An 18,492-nucleotide genomic window follows, 5' to 3' on the forward strand; every position below is an offset into this window, starting at 1 on the left:
ATATTCGCCGGCCGGCCATTCCGATTATCGCGCCGCCGATAATGCGGCCGCGATAATCGGTCAGCCGCGGCCTTCCCGGCTGACGACGATGAAGTAACGCACCAGCAGGGTGGCAGCCACGGCGAGGCTGACGCTGTTGGCCAGCCAGAAACCGGACGCTCCCCGCGTCCAGGCCGGCAGCTCCCCCAGCAGCCCGAAGCCGAGCACATAACCGCCTCCCACACCGATCCCCCACAGTGCAAGCGCGTAGATCGCCGTGGGCACCACCGCGATCTTGTAGGCGCGCAGCACGAAGCCGGTGGTGACCTGCACGGCGTCGAAGACCTGGTAGAAGGCGACGAAGACCATCAGCGGCAGGGCGGCCGCGATCACTGCGGGATCCGTCGCATACGCGCCCAGCAGCGGCGCGCGCAGCAGCCAGCACGAGGCACCGACCAGCACGGCCAGCCCGCCCGCCAGGCCGATGCCACGCCGGGCCACGCGCCGCGCGCCCTCGCGGTCGCGCGCGCCCAGCGCCTGGGCAACCAGCGTGGAGGTGGCGATCGATAGGGACAGGGGCAGCATATAGGCCACCGCGCTGAGGTTCGCGATGATCTGGTGGCCCGCCAGCGTCACGGTGCCCATGCGCGTGATGAACACCGACATCAGCGTGAACGAGGTGATCTCGATCAGGTAAGTCAGGCCCATCGGCACGCCAAGGCGCAGCAGCGCGCGCTGGTGCGTGCGCCGCGGCCAGCTCCAGGCGTCGAAGATGCCCAGCGCGGCATAGGTCGCGCCCCGGCGCAGGATGGCGATGCCGGCCAGGCACCAGATCCAGCTGATGATGGCGGACGCCAGCGCGCAGCCGGGCCCGCCCATCGCCGCCAGCCCGAAGCCGCCGTGGATGAACCAGGCGTTCAGCGGGATCTTGACGCACAGCCCCACCAGCTGCAGCACGGTGACCATGATGGGCCGCGACATGGCGTTGTTCAGCGCCGAATAGATCCGGAAGCCCAGCGCGGCCGGCAGTCCGAAGGCCTGGAAATGCAGGTATTGCGTGGCCTTGTCCACCAGCTCCGGCGGCGCCTTGGCAAAAGCCAGCAGCGGCCCGGGAAACGCCAGCAGCAGCATGCCGGGAATCGCCAGCGCGACGCCCAGCCACGCGGCCTGGCGCACCTCGACGCCGATCTCCGGGTGGCGCCCCGCGCCGTAGAGCTGTCCGGCAATGGGCGAGAGCGCCTGAAGGACGCCCATCAGGCTGATATAGACGGTGATATAGAGCGAGCCGCCGAGGCCCACGGCGGCCAGGTCGGTGGCCGATGTCCGTCCGGCCATGATGGTATCGATGACGCCGAAGGCGATCACCGCGAGCTGGCCCACCAGCACGGGGCCGGCGAGCGCGGCGATGCGACGGATATCCTGGAGCGGACTCATGGCTCGTGGTTGCGCCGGCGCCCGCATGGGCGCGGCAACGCGGCCGGCAAGCCGGCCGCGGTGATCAGGGCTGGCGCGGCAGCCGCCTGGACGGCTTGGCCGGCTTGACGGGGGCGGGCGCCGGTTTTTCGATCAGCTGGTACATGCGGAAGCGCTCCTCGCGATCCGAAGGGCGGCGGCCTTCCCAGATCAGTCGCCATTCGTAGCGCGAGATGCTGCCCGGCGCGCCGAAGTCGGTTGGATCGTGGCGCAGCAGGATGTCGCAGCCATCGTCGGGTCCGCCGAAACGGAAGTGACCGAAGAAGGCGAACGACGCGAGCTGGGCATCGCCCATGCGGATCGGCTGCACGCACTCGTAGGTCGGCGGCAGGGCCATCGAGGCGGCCTGCACGACGTCGCGATAGGTCTTGCCGTAGTTGATCGACGGCAGCCACAGCGTCATCGCCATGACCCACATCAGCGTGGTGCCGGCCGCCGAAATCACCACCGGGCGCCAGATCTGCTTGGGCGCGCGCGACAGCCGCCAGCGCACGATCATGATCCACGCGACGGTGGCGGCCAGCGCGAAGACCACCGCGCTGGCGGAGAACGCGTGCTGGTAGCCCGGCAGCTGGCGGAAGATGTTGTTCGCCACGCGCGGCGGCCAGCCCGTGGTCTTGGCGATCCACATGAACCAGACGAAACCGCCGAAGATGGTGAAGAACAGCAGCGCGAACCAGTCCACGGCGTTGATGGTGGCGCGCGTCAGTGTCGGCAGTCCGAACGCGGCGAGCACGGCCATCGGCGGCAGCAGCAGGATGAAATGCACATCGCCCGGCTGACGCAGCAGGAACAGCAGGATCAGCAGCGGCAACATCAGCGCCAGGGGCAGCGCCACATGGGGCGCGCGCCGCATGCCCGACCAGCTGATCCACGACCAGATCGCGATCGGCCATACCGGCCAGGCGAACAGCAGCAGGTTGCGGGCGACGAAGCCCAGCGCGAGCCGGTTCGGCGGACCATAGGTGCGGCGATCGTAGCGGGACCATTCGCGGATGAAGCTCACCGCGTCGTTGCGGTCGTTGGCGCCGAAGTAGGTTGCGCCCAGCCACAGGGCCACGATGGCCAGCGCCAGCGGGGTGCCGACCGTCAACAGATGGCGCAGGGGCAGGGCGGGACAGACGAGGGCGCACAGCAGCGTGGCTGCCAGCAGCACCAGCGGCAGGATCGGTCCGCTGGCCAGCGTCAGCGCGCCAAGGCCGAAGCCGAACCACAGGCTGCCCTCGACCGGTTTGTCGAGGCTGCGCACCATGCCGTACAGGGTGATCGCGACGAAGCAGACCTGGCCCACCTGCGGCGTGGTCTCGTGGCTGCGCAGCGCCAGGCCCACGCAGGCCAGGAAGATCAGCAGCGCGCCATCGGCGAGCGTGCGGCCGTAGTCGCGCGCGTTGGGCTGGCCGCCGAAGGCGAAGGCGAAGGGCTGGACCTCGGCGCGCCGCCCGAGCAGATAGGTGGCGTACCAGATAAAGCCGCAGGTCAGGAAATAGAACAGGGCGGTGGCGACGCGCGCGGCATCGGGCGCGCCCAGCCAGCCGCCGAACAGCCGGATCGCCGCGGCGCCGACCCAGAACACCAGCGGACCGTCCTGCCCATAGGGCCGGCCGGCGATATTGGGCATCAGCCAGTCCTGCAGGCCGCCGATGGCCACCTGCCACATCACGCCAAAACCCGCGGCGTCCTCGTTCTTCCACGGATCGCGGCCGAACAGGCCGGCCAGTCCGTAGATGATGCAGATGGCCAGCAGCAGCGCGCGGGGCAGCGCACCGGTCGCCGCGGCGGTCAGGTGAACGGGGGAGGTCTTGACGGAACTCATCGGTGGCTCAGGTGGGGTCCGGTCGACTGGGGGCCTGGCCCGCGCCGGTCAGCGGGGGCGCTACGCGGTACGGCGGTACCGCGGTACAAAAGCAAAGAGGCAGCCTTTGCTGCCTCTTTGCCAAATCGTGCCATCGTGCAAGACGGGATCGAGCGAGCGGTGCCTGGCATCCGTATCCGCGCACCCCGTCTTCGCTGGCGTTCTTACTTCGCCGCAGCCTTGCCCAGCTTGCTGCCGAACTTCTGGCGGAACTTCTCGACGCGGCCGGCCGTGTCCATGATCTTCTGGGTGCCGGTGTAGAACGGGTGCGATTCCGACGACACTTCGATCTTGGCCAGGGGATATTCCTTGCCGTTGTATTCCATCGTTTCGCGCGTCTGGATGGTCGAGCGGGTCACGAACTTGAAGTCGCACGACACGTCGACGAACAGCACTTCGCGGTAATTCGGGTGGATGTTTTCTTTCATGATGTTTCCTTACAGGTTTGGTAGCCAGTCCGCTCCATGAAGCCACCCGCGCTTTGCCTTGCAGCCGTCATCGCCCGGTGTTCGGGGATGCGCGGAAAACCTGTTGCAGGGACGGCGGGCGAGCGAACCACTTGCCGGTGACGGACAAACGCGGATTATGGCAGAAAAACAAAGGGTTGGGCAAGGCTTCGTTGACGCCGCAAGGCGTGTGGCGAGCCGCCTCCAGCGTCACTTTCCGCCTGCGGCCAGCGCTGCGGGGTCCTGCCGGTAGAAGTCGGCGAGGCAGCGATATACCTCGGGCCAGTGCCGCCGCAGGCCGGCCGGATCGGTGAAGAACGACTCGGAAGCCACCGCGAAGAATTCCCCGGCGGCTTCGGCGCCATAGGGGTCGATCACCCGCAGCGCAGGCGGCAGCCGCTGCGCGTCGTCCCAGTCGCTTTCGTCGCAGCGGTCGCACGCTTCGGCGAAGCGCTCGTATTCGTCCAGAAAGGACTCGGCCCACGCTTCCCGGTCCAGGCCCGCGTGCAGCGAGCGCGAGAAGGGCGGCACGCCGTCCGGCTCGCCGTCGAGCATGTCCAGCTTGTGGGCGAACTCGTGGATCACCACGTTGTACGTATCCTCGACCTGGCCGGCGCCGTGCGTGCCGCCGTCCGGGCCCGCGCCCGGCGTATCCACGTCCGGCCACGACAGGATCACCGGCCCGCGCTCCCAGGCCTCGCCGCTGGCCTCCTCGACCACGCCGTGCACCAGCCCGATCTCGTCCTCCACGGTACGGCGGATGATGAATTCGCCGGGATAGAGCACGATGCCGTGCCAGCCGCGGTACCACTCGATGCCCAGTTTCAGGATCGGCACGCACGCCTGCACCGCCACGCTCGCGACCATCTCGTCGGTCAGCGGCAGGTCGTGCGCGGTGCTGTATTCCTTGTCCGCGATGAACAGCGTGGCCAGTTCGCGCAGCGCGGCCCGCTCGTCCGGGCCATAGCGCTGCACGAAAGGCAGCGCCGCCACAGTGGCGGCCCACAGTGCATCGGGAATGGCATAGCGCTCCAGCTTGCGAGAGCGCGAGCGCGTGCGCAGGAATCGGGTCAGGCGTTCCAGCATGGCGGGCGGCGGAGAAGCGATGGCGTCGCGGCGGGCGGAAAAAAGGCGCGCCGTGGCGCGCCTTCCCTTGGCATGGCGGGGCGGGGCGGTATCAGCCGCCGCGGCGCATCATGTCGAAGAACTCGGCGTTGTTCTTGGTGGCCTTCATCTTGTCGAGGATGAATTCCATCGCCTGCACTTCGTCCATGTCCGAGATGAACTTGCGCAGCACCCAGATCTTTTGCAGGATTTCCGGCTTGATCAGCAGCTCCTCGCGGCGCGTGCCGGACTTGTTCAGATTGATCGAGGGGTAGACGCGCTTCTCGGCCAGTCGGCGTTCCAGGTGCACTTCCATGTTGCCGGTGCCCTTGAACTCTTCGAAGATCACGTCGTCCATGCGGCTGCCCGTTTCGATCAGCGCCGTGGCGATGATCGTCAGCGAGCCGCCTTCTTCCAGATTGCGCGCGGCGCCGAAGAAACGCTTCGGGCGCTGCAGCGCGTTGGCGTCGACACCGCCGGTCAGCACCTTGCCCGAGGCCGGCACCACCGTGTTGTAGGCGCGCGCCAGACGCGTGATCGAGTCCAGCAGGATCACCACGTCGCGCTTCAGCTCGACCAGGCGCTTGGCCTTCTCGATGACCATTTCGGCCACCTGCACGTGGCGGATCGCCGGTTCGTCGAACGTGGAAGCCACCACCTCGCCGCGCACCGAGCGCATCATCTCGGTCACTTCCTCCGGCCGCTCGTCGATCAGCAGCACGAACAGGTCGGCTTCGGGATGGTTGTTGGCGATGGCATGCGCGATATGCTGCAGCATCACGGTCTTGCCCGACTTGGGGGAGGCCACCAGCAGCGCGCGCTGGCCGCGGCCGATCGGGGCGATCATGTCGATCACGCGGCCGGTGATGTTTTCCTCGGCGCGGATGTCGCGTTCGAGCGTGAGCGGCCGGTTCGGATGCAGCGGCGTCAGGTTCTCGAACATGATGCGGTTCTTGACCGCTTCGGGCGGCTGCCCGTTGACCTTGTCGACCTTCACCAGCGCGAAATAGCGCTCGCCGTCCTTGGGGGTCCTGACCTCGCCCTCGATCGTGTCGCCGGTATGCAGGTTGAACCGGCGGATCTGGGAGGGGCTGATGTAGATGTCGTCCGTGCTTGCCAGGTAAGACGTCTCGGGCGAGCGGAGAAACCCGAAACCGTCGGGCAATACTTCCAGCGTGCCGTCGCCGTAGATGGTTTCGCCCAGCTTGGCGCGCTTCTTCAGGATCGCAAACATCAGTTCTTGTTTGCGCATCCGCTGTGCGTTGTCGATCTCGAGGGTCGCGGCCATTTCGAGAAGGGCAGACACGTGAAGCGATTTGAGTTCTGTCAGGTGCATAGACGAGGGGTACAGAAGGGCCCGAACGGGCAGGAACCTAAGGAGGGGAAAGAAATGAGCGAACGCTCGGGGAAGTTGTTGGGAGGCATCTTAGCACAATCCAACCGGCGCACCAGGGCTGGTGCGCGCGCGTTGGATCGGTACTTCTCCGGAGTGCCGATGCCGGGCCCGAGGGCCCTGCACCCCGTCTCGCTGCGTCTTACAGATTGCCGTCGAGGAAGGCGGTCAGCTGCGACTTCGACAGGGCGCCGACCTTCTGGGCGGCGACCGCGCCGTTCTTGAACAGGATCAGCGTGGGAATGCCGCGGATGCCGAATTTGGCGGGCACCTGCTGGTTCTCGTCGACGTTGATCTTGGCGATCTGCAGCTTGTCGCCATAATCCTTGGCCACTTCGTCCAGGATCGGGGCAATCATCTTGCAGGGACCGCACCATTCGGCCCAGAAGTCGAGCAGCACGGGTTTGTCGGACTGGAGCACGTCGGCGTCGAAGGAGGCGTCGCTCACATACTTGATTTGTTCGCTCATGGCGGAAAACCTCAGGAATCGCTCGGTTTATGTGGAGGGCTGGTTTTGCCGAACCGCTACATTACACGACTTTGCGCGGGCTCGTCCGGGCTCGCGCCGCGCCGTGCAGCGGATGGGCCGATGCTGACGATATGGGCCTGGCGGTGTCGGATTCAATAGCGCCCGAACAGCGCTCGGCCCGGCGGACCAGAATCCGATCCCTCCGAATGGCGGTCATCGCGACTGCAATGGACCTTTGGCAAGGAACGTCCCGCTATTCTGCCCGCGCCGGCGCCGTCCTGCCAAATGATTGTCTAAATGGCGGCCAGAGCTTTTGCCAATGGGCCGACATGGCGCCGCCGCCGGCCCGGCATGCCGGAGCGCACACTTTTGGCCATGCCGGCGGACCCGCGTAGAATGGTCCCGACGTCGCCGCATGCGCGGCCGCCGCCCGCCCGGGCGGTCCAGGCCGCGGCCATTGCGCAGACCTTCCAGCATTTCGACGAGGCCACCACCATGACGCCCGATCCCACCAAGCCAGATGCCGACAACCGCCCCGATGTGGAGCACCTGAGCGATGCGCTCGACCATATCAACAGCGCGGTCCAGCAGGACAGCATCGCCGTGGGCGCCGCGCGCGGGCTGGTCTACAGCGTGATCGAGACACTCGGCACGCTGGTCGGCGACCCCGATCTGCCCGAGCATGCCCGGTCCGGCTACGAAGGGCTGCTCGAGACCGCGCGCGAGATCCGTGCCCGGCTGGATAGCGGCAAGCACTGAGGCCTCGCTCCCGATCCGCCCGGCAGAGCGGGCGACACTGCGCCGTCGCCGGCCGCGGCCCGCGGCCGCCGCGGCTTGCCCGTCACGAATGCCATCCTTGATGCAGCGCCCATTGCCCGATCCATCCCCATCGCACGCCCGGCCCGTGGCCGTCTCCCTGCTCCCCGGAATTCCCTTGCGTCAACTTTCGCCTGCCGACGCCATCGCTTCATGACGACGTTGCGTTTCCGTCCCGGCCCCGATTTCCTGCCCAGCGCCGCCGCGGCCGCCTGGTATTTTCTCGACCGTTGCGCCGAAGGCGGGCGCGCGCCCGTGGCCCATGTGGTGGTGCCCACCGCCGCGCAGATCCCGGGCGTGCGGCAGGCGCTCGATGCCGCCGCGCGCGCGGCCGGCGCGCCGCGCCTGCTGCCGCGCGTGCTGACGCTGGGACACTGGCTGCTCGACTTCCCGCCCGAGCTGCTGGCCGGCGGCGGCCCCGTGCGCAGTCACGCGGCGCGCCTGCTGGCCGTGCAGCAGGCCATTCGCGGCCAGGACTGGTTGCGCCGCGCATTCGGCGCGCAGACCGAGCCGGCGGCGTGGGGGCTGGCGCAGACGCTGCTGACGGTGTGCGACGAACTGAGTGCGCGCTGGCTGGAAGACGCCGCCATCCGGGACGACGATGACGTGCTGGGCGACGACCGCGCGGCGTTGCTGCAAGGGGCGCTGGAGCGCACCTACGCCCGGCTGTCCGAGCGCTTTCTCGGCGAGGAGGCCCGCATCGTGCTGGCCTTCTGGCAGTCGCTGTCGGGCCCCGACGATCCGCTGCCCGCGCGGCGCCGCGCCCTGCATGCGCTCGCACAGCATCTGGGCGGCCCGGTGATCTGGCTGGGGCCCACGCCGCCCGAACCGATCGAGGCCGCCTTCCTGCGCGCGGCGGGCGAACTGGTGCCGGTGCTGGAGATCGGCTACGACTGGTCGGGCGACACCGACGCGCCAAAGGCAAGCGCCGACTGGTACGACACGCTGCTGGCGCTGTGGCCGGAATGCCGCCAGCCGTCGGCGCCGTCCCGGCCCGTGGACCTCGCGCCGGTGCTTCCGGACGCGCGGCCGCGGATCCGCGTGATCGGCAGTGCCCGCTTCGAGGACGAGGCCATCGCGGCCGCCGATCAACTGGTGCAGTGGCTCAACGAGGGCCGCCGCAATCTCGCGCTGATCGCCCATGACCGCGTGGTCGCGCGCCGCGCGCGCGCCCTGCTGGCGCGGGCCGGCGCGCCGGTGCGCGACGAGACCGGCTGGAAGCTGTCCACCACGCGCGCCGCCGCGGCGCTGATGCGCTGGTTCGATGTGGTGGCGCAGGACGGCGACACCGCCGCGCTGCTCGATCTGCTCAAGAGCCCATTCTGCTTGCCGGCGCATCCGTTGCGCGGCGCTGCCATCGCGGCGATCGAGCGGCAGGTGCGCCGCGACGGCATCACCGGTGGCTGGCAGCGGCTGCAGCAGCGCTTCGCCCCGGTGCGCGCGGTGCAGGCCGCCCATGAAGCGCGCGACGCCGGCACCGACGAGGACCAGCGCCAGGCCGCGCACGCGGCGGCCTGCGAGCTGATAGGACAACTGGCGCAGCAGGCGCGGGCATGGCCACGGGGCCTCGCGCAGCGGCCGGTGGCCTTCTGGCTCGAGCGGCTCGACCAGAGCCTCGATGCGCTGGGCATGCGCGCGGCGCTGGCCGCCGACGATGCCGGCCAGCAACTGCTCGATGCGCTGGCCGGGTTGGCCGAGCTGCCGCGCGACGAGGCCGGGGCCACGCTGGGTCTGGCCGAATTTCGCGCGATGCTGTCCGCCATGCTGGAGTCCGTCGCCTACAAGGAGCCGGCCGCGCAGAGCGCGGCGCGCATTACCATCCTGCCGCTGAACGGCGCGCGCATGCGCCGTTTCGATGGCGTGGTCGTCGTGGGTTGCGACGACGCGCAACTGCCGTCGACCGCCGCGGAGCTGATGTTCTTCTCCAACCAGATGCGGCGCGAACTGGGGCTGGAGGACCGCGAGGCGCGCTTCGCGCAGCAGGCGCGCGATCTCGCGGAGGTGCTGCTCAACAACGACGACGTGGTGCTGACCTGGCAGCGCTTCGGCGGCCGTGGCGAGCCCAAGCATGTCTCCGGATGGCTGGAGCGGCTGTCGGCCCACGCGCAGCGCGCGGGCGAGACGATCGAGGCGAGCGTCGCCCCGGCGTGCCACGAGACGCAGGCCCATCCGGGCGGCATGCCGGCGCCCGCGGCCCCGGAACTGGTGCCCGAGCGCTGGTCGGCGCAGGCGTACAACATGCTGCGGCGCTGCCCCTACCAGTTCTTCGCCGGGCGCATGCTGGGCCTGTCGGGACTGGAGGAGGTCAACGACGATCTGGAAAAGCGCGATATCGGCGAACTGCTGCACCAGATCCTGATGCGCTACCACCGCGAGGCCGAGCAGCAGGGCCTGCGCGACGATACCGCCCGCGCGGCGCGGCTGGCGCAGATCTCCGACGAAGTGTTCGGCGCGCTGACGGCGCAGGACGGCAATGCCATCGGCTATCACCGCCGCTGGCGCGAGGTGATCCCGTCCTATATCGCCTGGCAGGCCGCGCGCGAGGCGCAGGGCTGGTTCTTCCGCGCCGGCGAACTGGATGCCGGCGTCGATCTGGCCATGCCGGACGGCCAGCCGATCCGGCTGCATGGGCGCATCGACCGCCTGGATCAGGGCCGCGACGGCAGCCATGCCGTGCTCGACTACAAGACGCAGAGCGCGACGCGCCTGAAGCGCAAGGCGCGCGAGATCGAGGAGGACTGTCAGCTGCCGTTCTACGGCCTGCTGCGTGCCGATGCCCATGTGGGCAGCTGGGTCGCGCTCGAAGGCGCGGGGAACGACGGCGGCGCGGCCGCGCAGCGCGAAGTGTCCCTGCCCGAATTCGACGATGCGGTGGCATGGCTGGAGCGCCAGTTGCGCGATGACGTGATGCGCCTGCGCGGCGGCGCGAAACTGGCGGCGTTCGGCGATGCCGGCGCCTGTACCTATTGCAACGCCCGCGGCCTGTGCCGCAAGGGCTTTTGGGAGTCGACCGCCTTGCCGGACGATCTGGGAGGGCCAGCCGCATGACGGTGCATGCCTATCTGCGCGATGGCGCACCGGTGGCCGAGGCCGATTTCACCCGCGCGGCCTGCGACCCGGCCAGTTCGGTGGTGGTCGAGGCGTGCGCGGGCAGCGGCAAGACATGGCTGCTGGTGGCACGGCTGGTGCGGCTGCTGCTGGCGGGCGCCGATCCCGGCCAGATCCTGGCCATCACTTTCACGCGCAAGGCCGCCGAGGAAATGCGCGAACGCCTGCTCGAGGTGCTGGCGCAGCTGGCGAATGACGACGAGGCCGCGGTGGTGGCCGCGCTGATGCAGCGGGGCATGAGCGCCGAGGCGGCGCAGGCCGCGCTGCCGCGCGCCCGCGCGCTGCATGCGCGCGTGCTGGCGTCGCCGGGCCGCATGGCCATCGATACCTTCCACGGCTGGTTCGGCACCCTGCTGCGCGGCGCGCCGCTGGCCTCGGGCATCGTGCCGGGCGCCGCGCTGCGCGAGGACGCGCTGCGCATGAAGCGCGAGGCGTGGGCGCCGTTCTGGCGCGCGCTGGCGCTGCCCCAGCATGCGGAATTGCGCGCCGCCTACGAACGGCTGGTCGATGCCATCGGCGAATTTTCCGCGCGCGGCCTGCTCGACGCGATGTTTCATGCGCGCAGCGAATGGCTGGCCTTCCGCGAGGTGGCGGACCCCGCCGCGGCGCTGGCCGCCGATCTCGGCGAGGACGCCACCATCGACGTACTGGCGGTCGCGCTGGCCGACGAGGCGTGGCTGGAAAGCCTGCAAGGCATGGCCACGCGGCTGGGCGCGGGCGGCAAGACGGAGCAGAACCATGCCGCGCGCATCGCCGACGGGCTCGCCGCCGTGCGCGCGTGGCGCGAGGCGGGCTCGCAGTCCGGCAAGCCCGCCGAGCGCGCCTTCGCGGCGCTGTGGTCGGCGTTCTGCACGGCCACCGGGGAAGCGCGTTCGATCCGGCGCACCGCGGGCCTGGCCAAGGCCGCCGGCGGCGACGCGATGGTGGACGCGCTGGTGGCCGAGCACGGCGACATTTGCGCGGCGCTGCGCGAGCTGTCCGAACGCCGCTGCGAAGCCGCCGTGCTGGCGGTGAACCGCGACCTGTACGTGCTGGGCGACGCGCTGCTGTCGCGCTACCAGCACCACAAGTCCGAACAGCGCGCGATGGACTTCGCCGATCTCGAATGGCTGGCCGCGCGGCTGATGGCGGACGAGGACACCGCCACCTATCTGCAGGTGCGCCTCGATGCGCGCTACCGCCATCTGCTGCTGGACGAATTCCAGGACACCAACCCGCTGCAATGGCGCATCCTGCAGGGCTGGCTGGCCGGCTACCAGGACCAGAGCGAACGCCCCACGGTGTTTCTGGTGGGCGATCCCAAGCAGTCCATCTATCGCTTCCGCCGCGCCGATGCGCGCCTGTTCGATACGGCGCGCGAAATGCTGCAGGAGCAGTTCGGCGCCACCGTGCTGCGCACCAATCGCACGCGCCGCAACAGCCCCGAGGTGCTGGCCTGGGTCAACGCGGTGTTCGATGGCGCGCGCGCCGAGGGCCGCTATCCGCTCTACGACACGCAGACCACGGCGCTGACCGCGCCCGGCGGCCCGGTGTGGATACTGCCGCTGGTGGCGCCGGCCACCGAGCTGGAGTCGGCGGGGAACGCCGAGGGGGGCGAAGACAGCGCGAAGGCCGACGCGGGCGCCGCGGCCGCCGAGGCGGCGTCTTCCCGCGACACGCTGACGCAGCCGCGCGCGCAGCTCGGGGACTCGTTGCGCTTCGAGGAGGGGCGTCGCGTGGCGGCATGGCTGCGCCATCTGCGCGAGACGGTGGCGGTGCCCGAGGGCGACGCCTCGCGGCCGGCGCGCTGGAGCGATTTCTACCTGCTGGTGCGCCGCAAGACCCATCTGGCCGACTACGAGCGCGCGTTCCGCGAGGCCGGCGTGCCGTGCCTGAGCCCGCGCCGCGGCGGGCTGCTGGCGACCCTCGAGGCGTTGGACTTGTCCGCGCTGCTGGCCTTCCTGATGACGCCCGAATCGGACCTGGATCTGGCCCACGTGCTCAAGAGCCCACTGGTGGGCGCCACCGACGAGGACCTGCGGCTCGTCGCGCGCCTCGAAGGCGAGGGCGGCTGGTGGGCAAGGCTGACGTCGACGCCGCTGCCGGCGCACGCGTCCATCGCGCTGCGCGACGGCATCGCGCGGCTGGCCCACTGGCTGCGCATCGCGCCGCACCGGCCGGTGCACGATCTGATCGACCACATCTATCACGGCGGCGAGGTGCGCCGCCGCTATGCCGAGGCCGCGCCGGCGGAGATCCGCGAGCAGGTGCTGGCCAATCTCGATGCGTTTCTGAAGCTGTCGCTCGACCTGGACGGCGGCCGCTATCCGAGCCTGCCGAAGTTCATCGACGAGCTGCAGGCGATCCGCCGCGGCGACGAAGCGGAAAGCCCGGACGAGGGCGGCATGGGAGACCAGGGCGACAGTATCGACGAGGCGGTGGAGGACCAGGCCGCCGACGATGCGGCGGGGTCCCTCGACGCCGTGCATATCCTGACCGTGCATGCGGCCAAGGGGCTGGAGGCGCCGTTCGTGGTACTGCTCGACGCCAACCATAGCGAGCCGGCGCCGGACCGTGCCGGCATCCTGATCGACTGGCCGCCGTCGTCGCCGGCGCCCGTGCACTTCTCCGCCTACGGCAAGCGCAGCGAGCGCGGACGCGCTCGCTGCGCGCGCTTCGAGGCCGAGGCGGCGCTGGCCGAGCGCGAGAATTGGAACCTGCTGTACGTGGCGATGACGCGCGCGCGCCAGGGTCTGCTGGTCAGCGGCGTGCAGCGCGGCAAGGCCAATGGCCGCGCGTCGGGCGACGAGCCCGGCGCCGAGGTGGCCGGCAGCTGGTATGTGCGGCTGCAGGCGGCGGGCACGGGGGAGACGATCGAGGCCTACCCGCCGCGCTCCGCGCAGTGGCGCGTGGACGCCGGGCGCGACGACGGCCGCGTGCGCTACACCGACTTCCGCGTGCGTTTCCACGATGCCGGCGACGCGCTCGCGCCCGTGCCCATGCGCGGCGACGCGGACGAGCAGGCGGATGGCGACGCGGTCCTGGAAGAGGAAATCGTGTTCGACGCCGCGGCGGCCAGGCACGGCGAACTGGTGCACGCACTGCTGGAGCGGATCACGCGCTATCCCGGCGCGTTCGACGCGGTGCCCGATACCGATACGGTGATGCGCTGGTTCCCGCTGGCCGGCGTCGCGACCGCCGAGGCGCGCGCCCAGTGGCGCGAGCAGGTGCATGCCGCCGTGCAGGCCGCGCAGACCATGCTGGCTGCGCCCGCGCTGCGGCCCATGCTGTTCCCGGGTCCGGAGGCGGATGCACGCAACGAGGTCGAACTCTATGACGCGCGCGGCCGGCTGCTGCGCATCGATCGCCTGATCCACTATCCGGACCGCATCGTCATCGTCGACTACAAGCTGCGGCTGCTGCCGCAGGAGCACGCCAGCTACGCAGCGCAACTGCGGCGGTACGAGGCCGCGGTGCGGCCGATGTTCCCGGGCAAGCGCGTCGAGTCCGGCGTGGCGACGGCCGATGGGGCATGGATAGCGGTGGAGAATCTGGTGGCCACGCCGCTGGCGCGGCAGGCTTCGCTGTTCTGAGGGAAGGCGGGCGCGGGACGGGGCGGCATGTTGGGACTAACATGTCGCTCAAGGCGCCGGTTCGCGACGCGTGAAGCCACCGCGCGGCCGTTGGGCGGCCAATGGGCGGCCAATGCGCGTGCGCGGGATGCAAAGGCAAAGCGGGGGATGAACGGACGAACGGAAGAAGGGGGACGAGCCTGACCCTCGGCACTGATGGAAAACGGCTATGGCTGCTTCGTTCCCGACCTGACCAGGTTGACCGCGCCACCATGCGAGGAGGCCCGTCCGGTGCGCATTGTAACCCAGAGCGTAAGAGTCGCGCCAGAAATGCTTGGCATTGCGCGATTCGGGCAAGGAAATGGCGCGACGAAGCGGGCGGGATGAAGCGGGCGCGACGAAGCGGACATGCGGGCCGGCGTCCGCGGCCGGTCAGCACGGCCCGCGTTCCACGTGATGGAGAACGGTAAGCGATGAATGCCAACGACCAGATGATCCATGCCGGCATGCCGGCGCAGGAAATCTCCACCGAGGTACTGCTGGAGAAGTACGCCAAGGACGGCGAGACCAGCATCGCGCAGGTCCGCGCGCGCGTCGCGCGGGCATTGGCCGAGGCCGAGGCGCCGGACCAGCGCGAAGCCTGGACCCAGCGCTTTCTCGAAGCGCAGCAGAACGGCTTCGTGCCCGCGGGGCGGATCGCGTCGGCCGCGGGTACGGGCATCCAGGCCACGCTGATCAACTGCTTCGTGCAGCCGGTCGGCGATTCGGTGTCGGAGCCGCGGGACGGCAAGCCCAGCATCTACAGCGCGGTGGCGCAGGCCGCCGAGACCATGCGGCGCGGCGGCGGCGTGGGCTACGACTTCTCCGCCATCCGCCCCGCGGGTGCGCTGGTGCGCGGCACCCATTCGCGCGCGTCGGGACCGGTCTCGTTCATGAAGGTGTTCGACGCCTCGTGCGCGACCGTCGAGTCGGCCGGCTCGCGGCGCGGCGCGCAGATGGGCGTGCTGCGCGCGGACCATCCCGATATCGAAACCTTCATCCATGCCAAGGACAATGGCGAGCTGACCAACTTCAATATCTCGATCGGCGTCAGCGATGCCTTCATGCAGGCAGTCGAGGCGGACGGCGAGGTTGAGCTGGTGCACGAAGCCGAGCCCGGCGCCGACGCCATCGCGGCCGGGGCCACGCGCCGCGCCGACGGCATGTGGGTCTACCGGCGCGTGCCCGCGCGGCAACTGTGGGACCAGGTCATGCAGGCCACCTACGATCATGCCGAGCCGGGCATCCTGTTCCTGTCCCATATCAACGACGACAACAACCTGTACTACTGCGAACGCATCGAGGCCACCAATCCGTGCGCGGAGCAGCCGCTGCCCTCGTATGGCTGCTGCGACCTGGGCTCGATCGACCTGACGCGCTTCGTGCGCCAGCCGTTTGCCGCCGACGCGGAATTCGACTTCGACGCCTTTGCGCAGGTGGTGCGCGTGGCGGTGCGCATGCTCGACAACGTGCTCGACATCACGTTCTGGCCGCTGCCGGAGCAGCGTGCCGAGGCGATGGCCAAGCGCCGCATCGGGCTCGGCTTTCTCGGCCTGGGCAGCGCGCTGGTGATGCTGGGCATCCGCTACGACAGCGAGGCGGGACGCGAACTGGCCGCGCGCATCGCGCAGACCATGCGCGACACCGCCTATCTGGCCTCGACCGGACTGGCGCGCGAAAAGGGCGCGTTCCCGCTGTACGACGCCGACGCCTATCTGCGCGGCGGTTTCGTGGCCCGCCTGCCGGAGGCGGTGCGCGCCGCGATCCGCCGCGATGGCATCCGCAATTCGCACCTGCTGTCCATCGCGCCCACCGGCACCATCACGCTGGCGTTCGCCGACAACGCCTCGAACGGCATCGAGCCCGCGTTCTCGTGGACCTACAGCCGCCGCAAGCGCATGGCCGACGACAGCTACAAGGTGTTCGAGGTGGCCGACCACGCGTGGCGCCTGTACCGGCATCTGGGCGGCGACGTCGCGCAGTTGCCCGACAGCTTCGTGACCGCGCTGCAGATGTCCGCGCTGGACCATATGAAGATGCTGGAGGCCGTGCAGCCCTATGTCGACACCAGCATCAGCAAGACCGTCAACGTGCCCGAGGACTATCCGTACGAAGCCTTCCGCAACCTGTACTTCGAGGCGTGGAAGGCGGGACTGAAGGGGCTGGCGACCTACCGGCCCAACAGCGTGCTGGGCGCGGTGCTGTCGGTGCCCGCGCCCGCCGGTTCGTCCGCCGGCCCGGGCGCGCCCGCCGACGATCCGCTGCGCCGGCCCTTCGAAAGCCGGCCGCTGGGCGACCTGGAGGGTGTCACGTCCAAGGTCGAGTACCTGACGTACGAGGGGCACAAGACGGTCTACCTGACCGTCAACTTCATGCGCGTGAGCGGCTTCCACGACGGCCAGCCGGTCACCATCGAACGCCCGGTCGAGTTCTTCATGCCGGCCGGGCAGCGCAGCGAAGGGCAGCAGTGGATCACCTCCACCATGCGGCTGCTGTCGATGGTGGCGCGCTCGGGCGGCTCGATCGCCAAGGCCGTGGCCGACATGCGCAGCGTGGTGTGGGACAAGGGCACGGTGCGCTACGGCGTGCTGACGCGGCAGGACGGCAGCGAGGTGCCGCGCTTTCACGACTCCGAGGTGGCCGCGATCGGCTACGCCCTGCAGCGCATCCTGATCAAGCGCGGCTTCCTGGACCCGGAAGGCGCGCAGGTGCCCGTGCCCACGCTGGCGGCCCGGCTCGCGCTGCGCGACGATGGCGGGACCGTGGACGACTTGGCGGCCGCGGCGCCGGGGCTGGCTACCGGCTCGTCGGCGCGCGCGATCGCCTCGCCCGGCGTGGGCTCCGGCAAGCCGTGCCCGGACTGCGGCGCGCATGCCCTGCACAAGGTCGACGGCTGCGCCAAGTGCGCCAACTGCGGGTATGTGGGGGAGTGCGGCTAGGCCGCGGGCGGGCGCGGGTCCGGCCGGGCCGGCATCGGCCCGAATCTCGCCGGGGCGGGGGCGCCCTTTGCTACAATCGCCGCCATGAGTTATCAAGTTCTAGCGCGCAAATGGCGCCCCAGGGATTTCACCACGCTGGTCGGCCAGGAGCACGTGGTCCGCGCCCTCACGCACGCGCTGGAACAGCAGCGGCTCCATCACGCCTATCTGTTTACCGGCACCCGCGGCGTCGGCAAGACGACCCTGTCGCGGATTCTCGCCAAGGCGCTGAACTGCACCGGCCCTGACGGCAACGGCGACATCACCGCCCAGCCCTGCGGCGTGTGCCGCGCCTGCACCGAGATCGACGCGGGCCGCTTCGTCGACTATATCGAGATGGACGCCGCCTCCAACCGCGGCGTGGACGAGATGGCGCAGCTGCTGGACAAGGCGGTGTATGCGCCGGCCAGCGGCCGCTTCAAGGTCTACATGATCGACGAAGTCCATATGCTGACCAACCACGCCTTCAACGCCATGTTGAAGACGCTGGAGGAGCCACCCGGACACGTCAAGTTCATCCTCGCCACCACCGATCCGCAGAAGATTCCCGTCACGGTGCTGTCGCGCTGCCTGCAGTTCAATCTGAAGCAGATGCCCCCGGGCCATATCGTCGGCCATCTCGAACGCATCCTGGGCGAGGAGGGCATCGGCCACGACGGCAATGCGCTGCGCCTGCTCGCACAGGCCGCGCACGGTTCAATGCGCGATGCGCTGTCGCTGACGGACCAGGCCATCGCCTACAGCGCGGGCCAGGTCTCGGAGGAGGCGGTGCGCGGCATGCTGGGCGCCATCGACCAGAGCTTCCTGATCCAGCTGCTGGACGCGCTGCTGGCCGAGGACGGGGCCGCGATGCTGGCCGTGGCCGACGGCATGGCCGATCGCAGCCTGTCGTTCGCCGGCGCGCTGCAGGACTTGGGTTCGCTGCTGCACAAGATCGCGCTGGCGCAGGCCGTGCCGAGCGCGGTGCAGGACGAATGGCCCGAAGCGGGCGACGTGCGCCGGCTGGCCGCCGCCTTCGATGCGCAGGAAGTGCAGCTGTTCTACCAGATCGCCAATCTCGGCCGCAACGAACTGGCCCTGGCACCGGACGAATACGCCGGCTTCACCATGACGCTGCTGCGGATGCTGGCCTTCCGGCCGTCGGGCGATCCGGCGCCGGCGGCTGGTGCGGGCGGCAGCGGCGGGGCCGGGGCGCAGGCACCGCGCGCCCGTCCCGCCGGCGCGGCACCGGCGGCCGCCGTCCGCGAGGTTGCCGCGGCGGCACCCGTGGCCGCACGCGCGCCC

General features: G+C 69.8%; 11 protein-coding genes and 1 other RNA gene. 5 read left to right on the forward strand and 7 right to left on the reverse strand.

From position 1 onward, the window contains the following. Positions 1–60 precede the first annotated feature (60 nt). The 6 genes from LDO27_RS22030 to trxA all read right to left on the reverse strand — a co-directional run bounded on the left by LDO27_RS22030 (position 61) and on the right by trxA (position 6,716). The gene (locus LDO27_RS22030) at positions 61–1,413 is read right to left on the reverse strand and encodes an MATE family efflux transporter (RefSeq protein ID WP_224043985.1); all 1,353 of its coding nucleotides are present in this window, start codon (positions 1,411–1,413) and stop codon (positions 61–63) included. A gap of 64 nt (positions 1,414–1,477) precedes the next feature. Continuing rightward, positions 1,478–3,265 carry an ArnT family glycosyltransferase gene (locus tag LDO27_RS22035; RefSeq protein WP_222203719.1) on the reverse strand — a complete coding sequence of 596 codons (1,788 nt, stop codon included), beginning with the start codon at positions 3,263–3,265 and terminating at the stop codon, positions 1,478–1,480. Positions 3,266–3,468: 203 nt separating this feature from the next. After that, positions 3,469–3,732, reverse strand: a complete 264-nt coding sequence (locus LDO27_RS22040; protein ID WP_222203716.1) for a type B 50S ribosomal protein L31 — start codon at positions 3,730–3,732, stop codon at positions 3,469–3,471. A 228-nt stretch (positions 3,733–3,960) separates the two neighbouring features. After that, a complete protein-coding gene (locus LDO27_RS22045) occupies positions 3,961–4,836 on the reverse strand; it encodes a M90 family metallopeptidase (RefSeq protein ID WP_224043986.1) in 876 nt (291 codons plus the stop codon). Between the two features lie 91 nt (positions 4,837–4,927). Further along, on the reverse strand, positions 4,928–6,190 hold the full coding sequence (gene rho, locus LDO27_RS22050) for a transcription termination factor Rho (RefSeq protein WP_222203712.1): 1,263 nt from the start codon (positions 6,188–6,190) through the stop codon (positions 4,928–4,930). A 199-nt stretch (positions 6,191–6,389) separates the two neighbouring features. Beyond that, a complete protein-coding gene (gene trxA / locus LDO27_RS22055; RefSeq protein ID WP_010814265.1) occupies positions 6,390–6,716 on the reverse strand; it encodes a thioredoxin TrxA in 327 nt (108 codons plus the stop codon). Between the two features lie 495 nt (positions 6,717–7,211). On the opposite strand from trxA, the gene LDO27_RS22060 reads away from it, so the two are divergent. The 3 genes from LDO27_RS22060 (at position 7,212) to LDO27_RS22070 (ending at position 14,212) form a co-directional block, all read left to right on the forward strand. Further along, entirely contained in the window at positions 7,212–7,475 is a 264-nt protein-coding gene (locus LDO27_RS22060) for a hypothetical protein (RefSeq protein WP_222204240.1), read from the forward strand. A gap of 210 nt (positions 7,476–7,685) precedes the next feature. Continuing rightward, complete coding sequence (locus tag LDO27_RS22065; protein ID WP_224043987.1) at positions 7,686–10,580, forward strand: PD-(D/E)XK nuclease family protein; 2,895 nt, start codon at positions 7,686–7,688, stop codon at positions 10,578–10,580. Next, complete coding sequence (locus LDO27_RS22070) at positions 10,577–14,212, forward strand: UvrD-helicase domain-containing protein (protein WP_224043989.1); 3,636 nt, start codon at positions 10,577–10,579, stop codon at positions 14,210–14,212. Before LDO27_RS22065 ends, LDO27_RS22070 begins: the two co-directional genes overlap by 4 nt. A 169-nt stretch (positions 14,213–14,381) precedes the next feature. Here the strand turns inward: LDO27_RS22070 and ffs are convergent. Next, positions 14,382–14,480: signal recognition particle sRNA small type (gene ffs, locus LDO27_RS22075), an RNA gene on the reverse strand. Between the two features lie 184 nt (positions 14,481–14,664). Here ffs and LDO27_RS22080 point away from each other — a divergent pair. After that, positions 14,665–17,169 (forward strand): adenosylcobalamin-dependent ribonucleoside-diphosphate reductase, encoded by a 2,505-nt coding sequence (locus LDO27_RS22080; RefSeq protein WP_224043991.1) that lies wholly within the window; start codon positions 14,665–14,667, stop codon positions 17,167–17,169. Positions 17,170–17,253: 84 nt separating this feature from the next. Continuing rightward, positions 17,254–18,492: DNA polymerase III subunit gamma/tau (locus LDO27_RS22085; protein ID WP_224043993.1), on the forward strand; the 1,239-nt coding region annotated here is incomplete at its 3' end.

This window comes from Cupriavidus respiraculi, from assembly GCF_914271545.1.
Taxonomy (GTDB): domain Bacteria; phylum Pseudomonadota; class Gammaproteobacteria; order Burkholderiales; family Burkholderiaceae; genus Cupriavidus; species Cupriavidus respiraculi.

Bases quoted from the DNA above. Each gene is read 5' to 3' on its own strand.
- LDO27_RS22030 (WP_224043985.1), bottom strand. From the start codon at position 1,413: ATGAGTCCGCTCCAGGATATCCGTCGCATCGCCGCGCTCGCCGGCCCC.
- LDO27_RS22060 (WP_222204240.1), top strand. From the start codon at position 7,212: ATGACGCCCGATCCCACCAAGCCAGATGCCGACAACCGCCCCGATGTG.
- LDO27_RS22065 (WP_224043987.1), top strand. From the start codon at position 7,686: ATGACGACGTTGCGTTTCCGTCCCGGCCCCGATTTCCTGCCCAGCGCC.
- trxA (WP_010814265.1), bottom strand. From the start codon at position 6,716: ATGAGCGAACAAATCAAGTATGTGAGCGACGCCTCCTTCGACGCCGAC.
- LDO27_RS22035 (WP_222203719.1), bottom strand. From the start codon at position 3,265: ATGAGTTCCGTCAAGACCTCCCCCGTTCACCTGACCGCCGCGGCGACC.
- LDO27_RS22080 (WP_224043991.1), top strand. From the start codon at position 14,665: ATGAATGCCAACGACCAGATGATCCATGCCGGCATGCCGGCGCAGGAA.
- rho (WP_222203712.1), bottom strand. From the start codon at position 6,190: ATGCACCTGACAGAACTCAAATCGCTTCACGTGTCTGCCCTTCTCGAA.
- LDO27_RS22070 (WP_224043989.1), top strand. From the start codon at position 10,577: ATGACGGTGCATGCCTATCTGCGCGATGGCGCACCGGTGGCCGAGGCC.
- LDO27_RS22040 (WP_222203716.1), bottom strand. From the start codon at position 3,732: ATGAAAGAAAACATCCACCCGAATTACCGCGAAGTGCTGTTCGTCGAC.
- LDO27_RS22045 (WP_224043986.1), bottom strand. From the start codon at position 4,836: ATGCTGGAACGCCTGACCCGATTCCTGCGCACGCGCTCGCGCTCTCGC.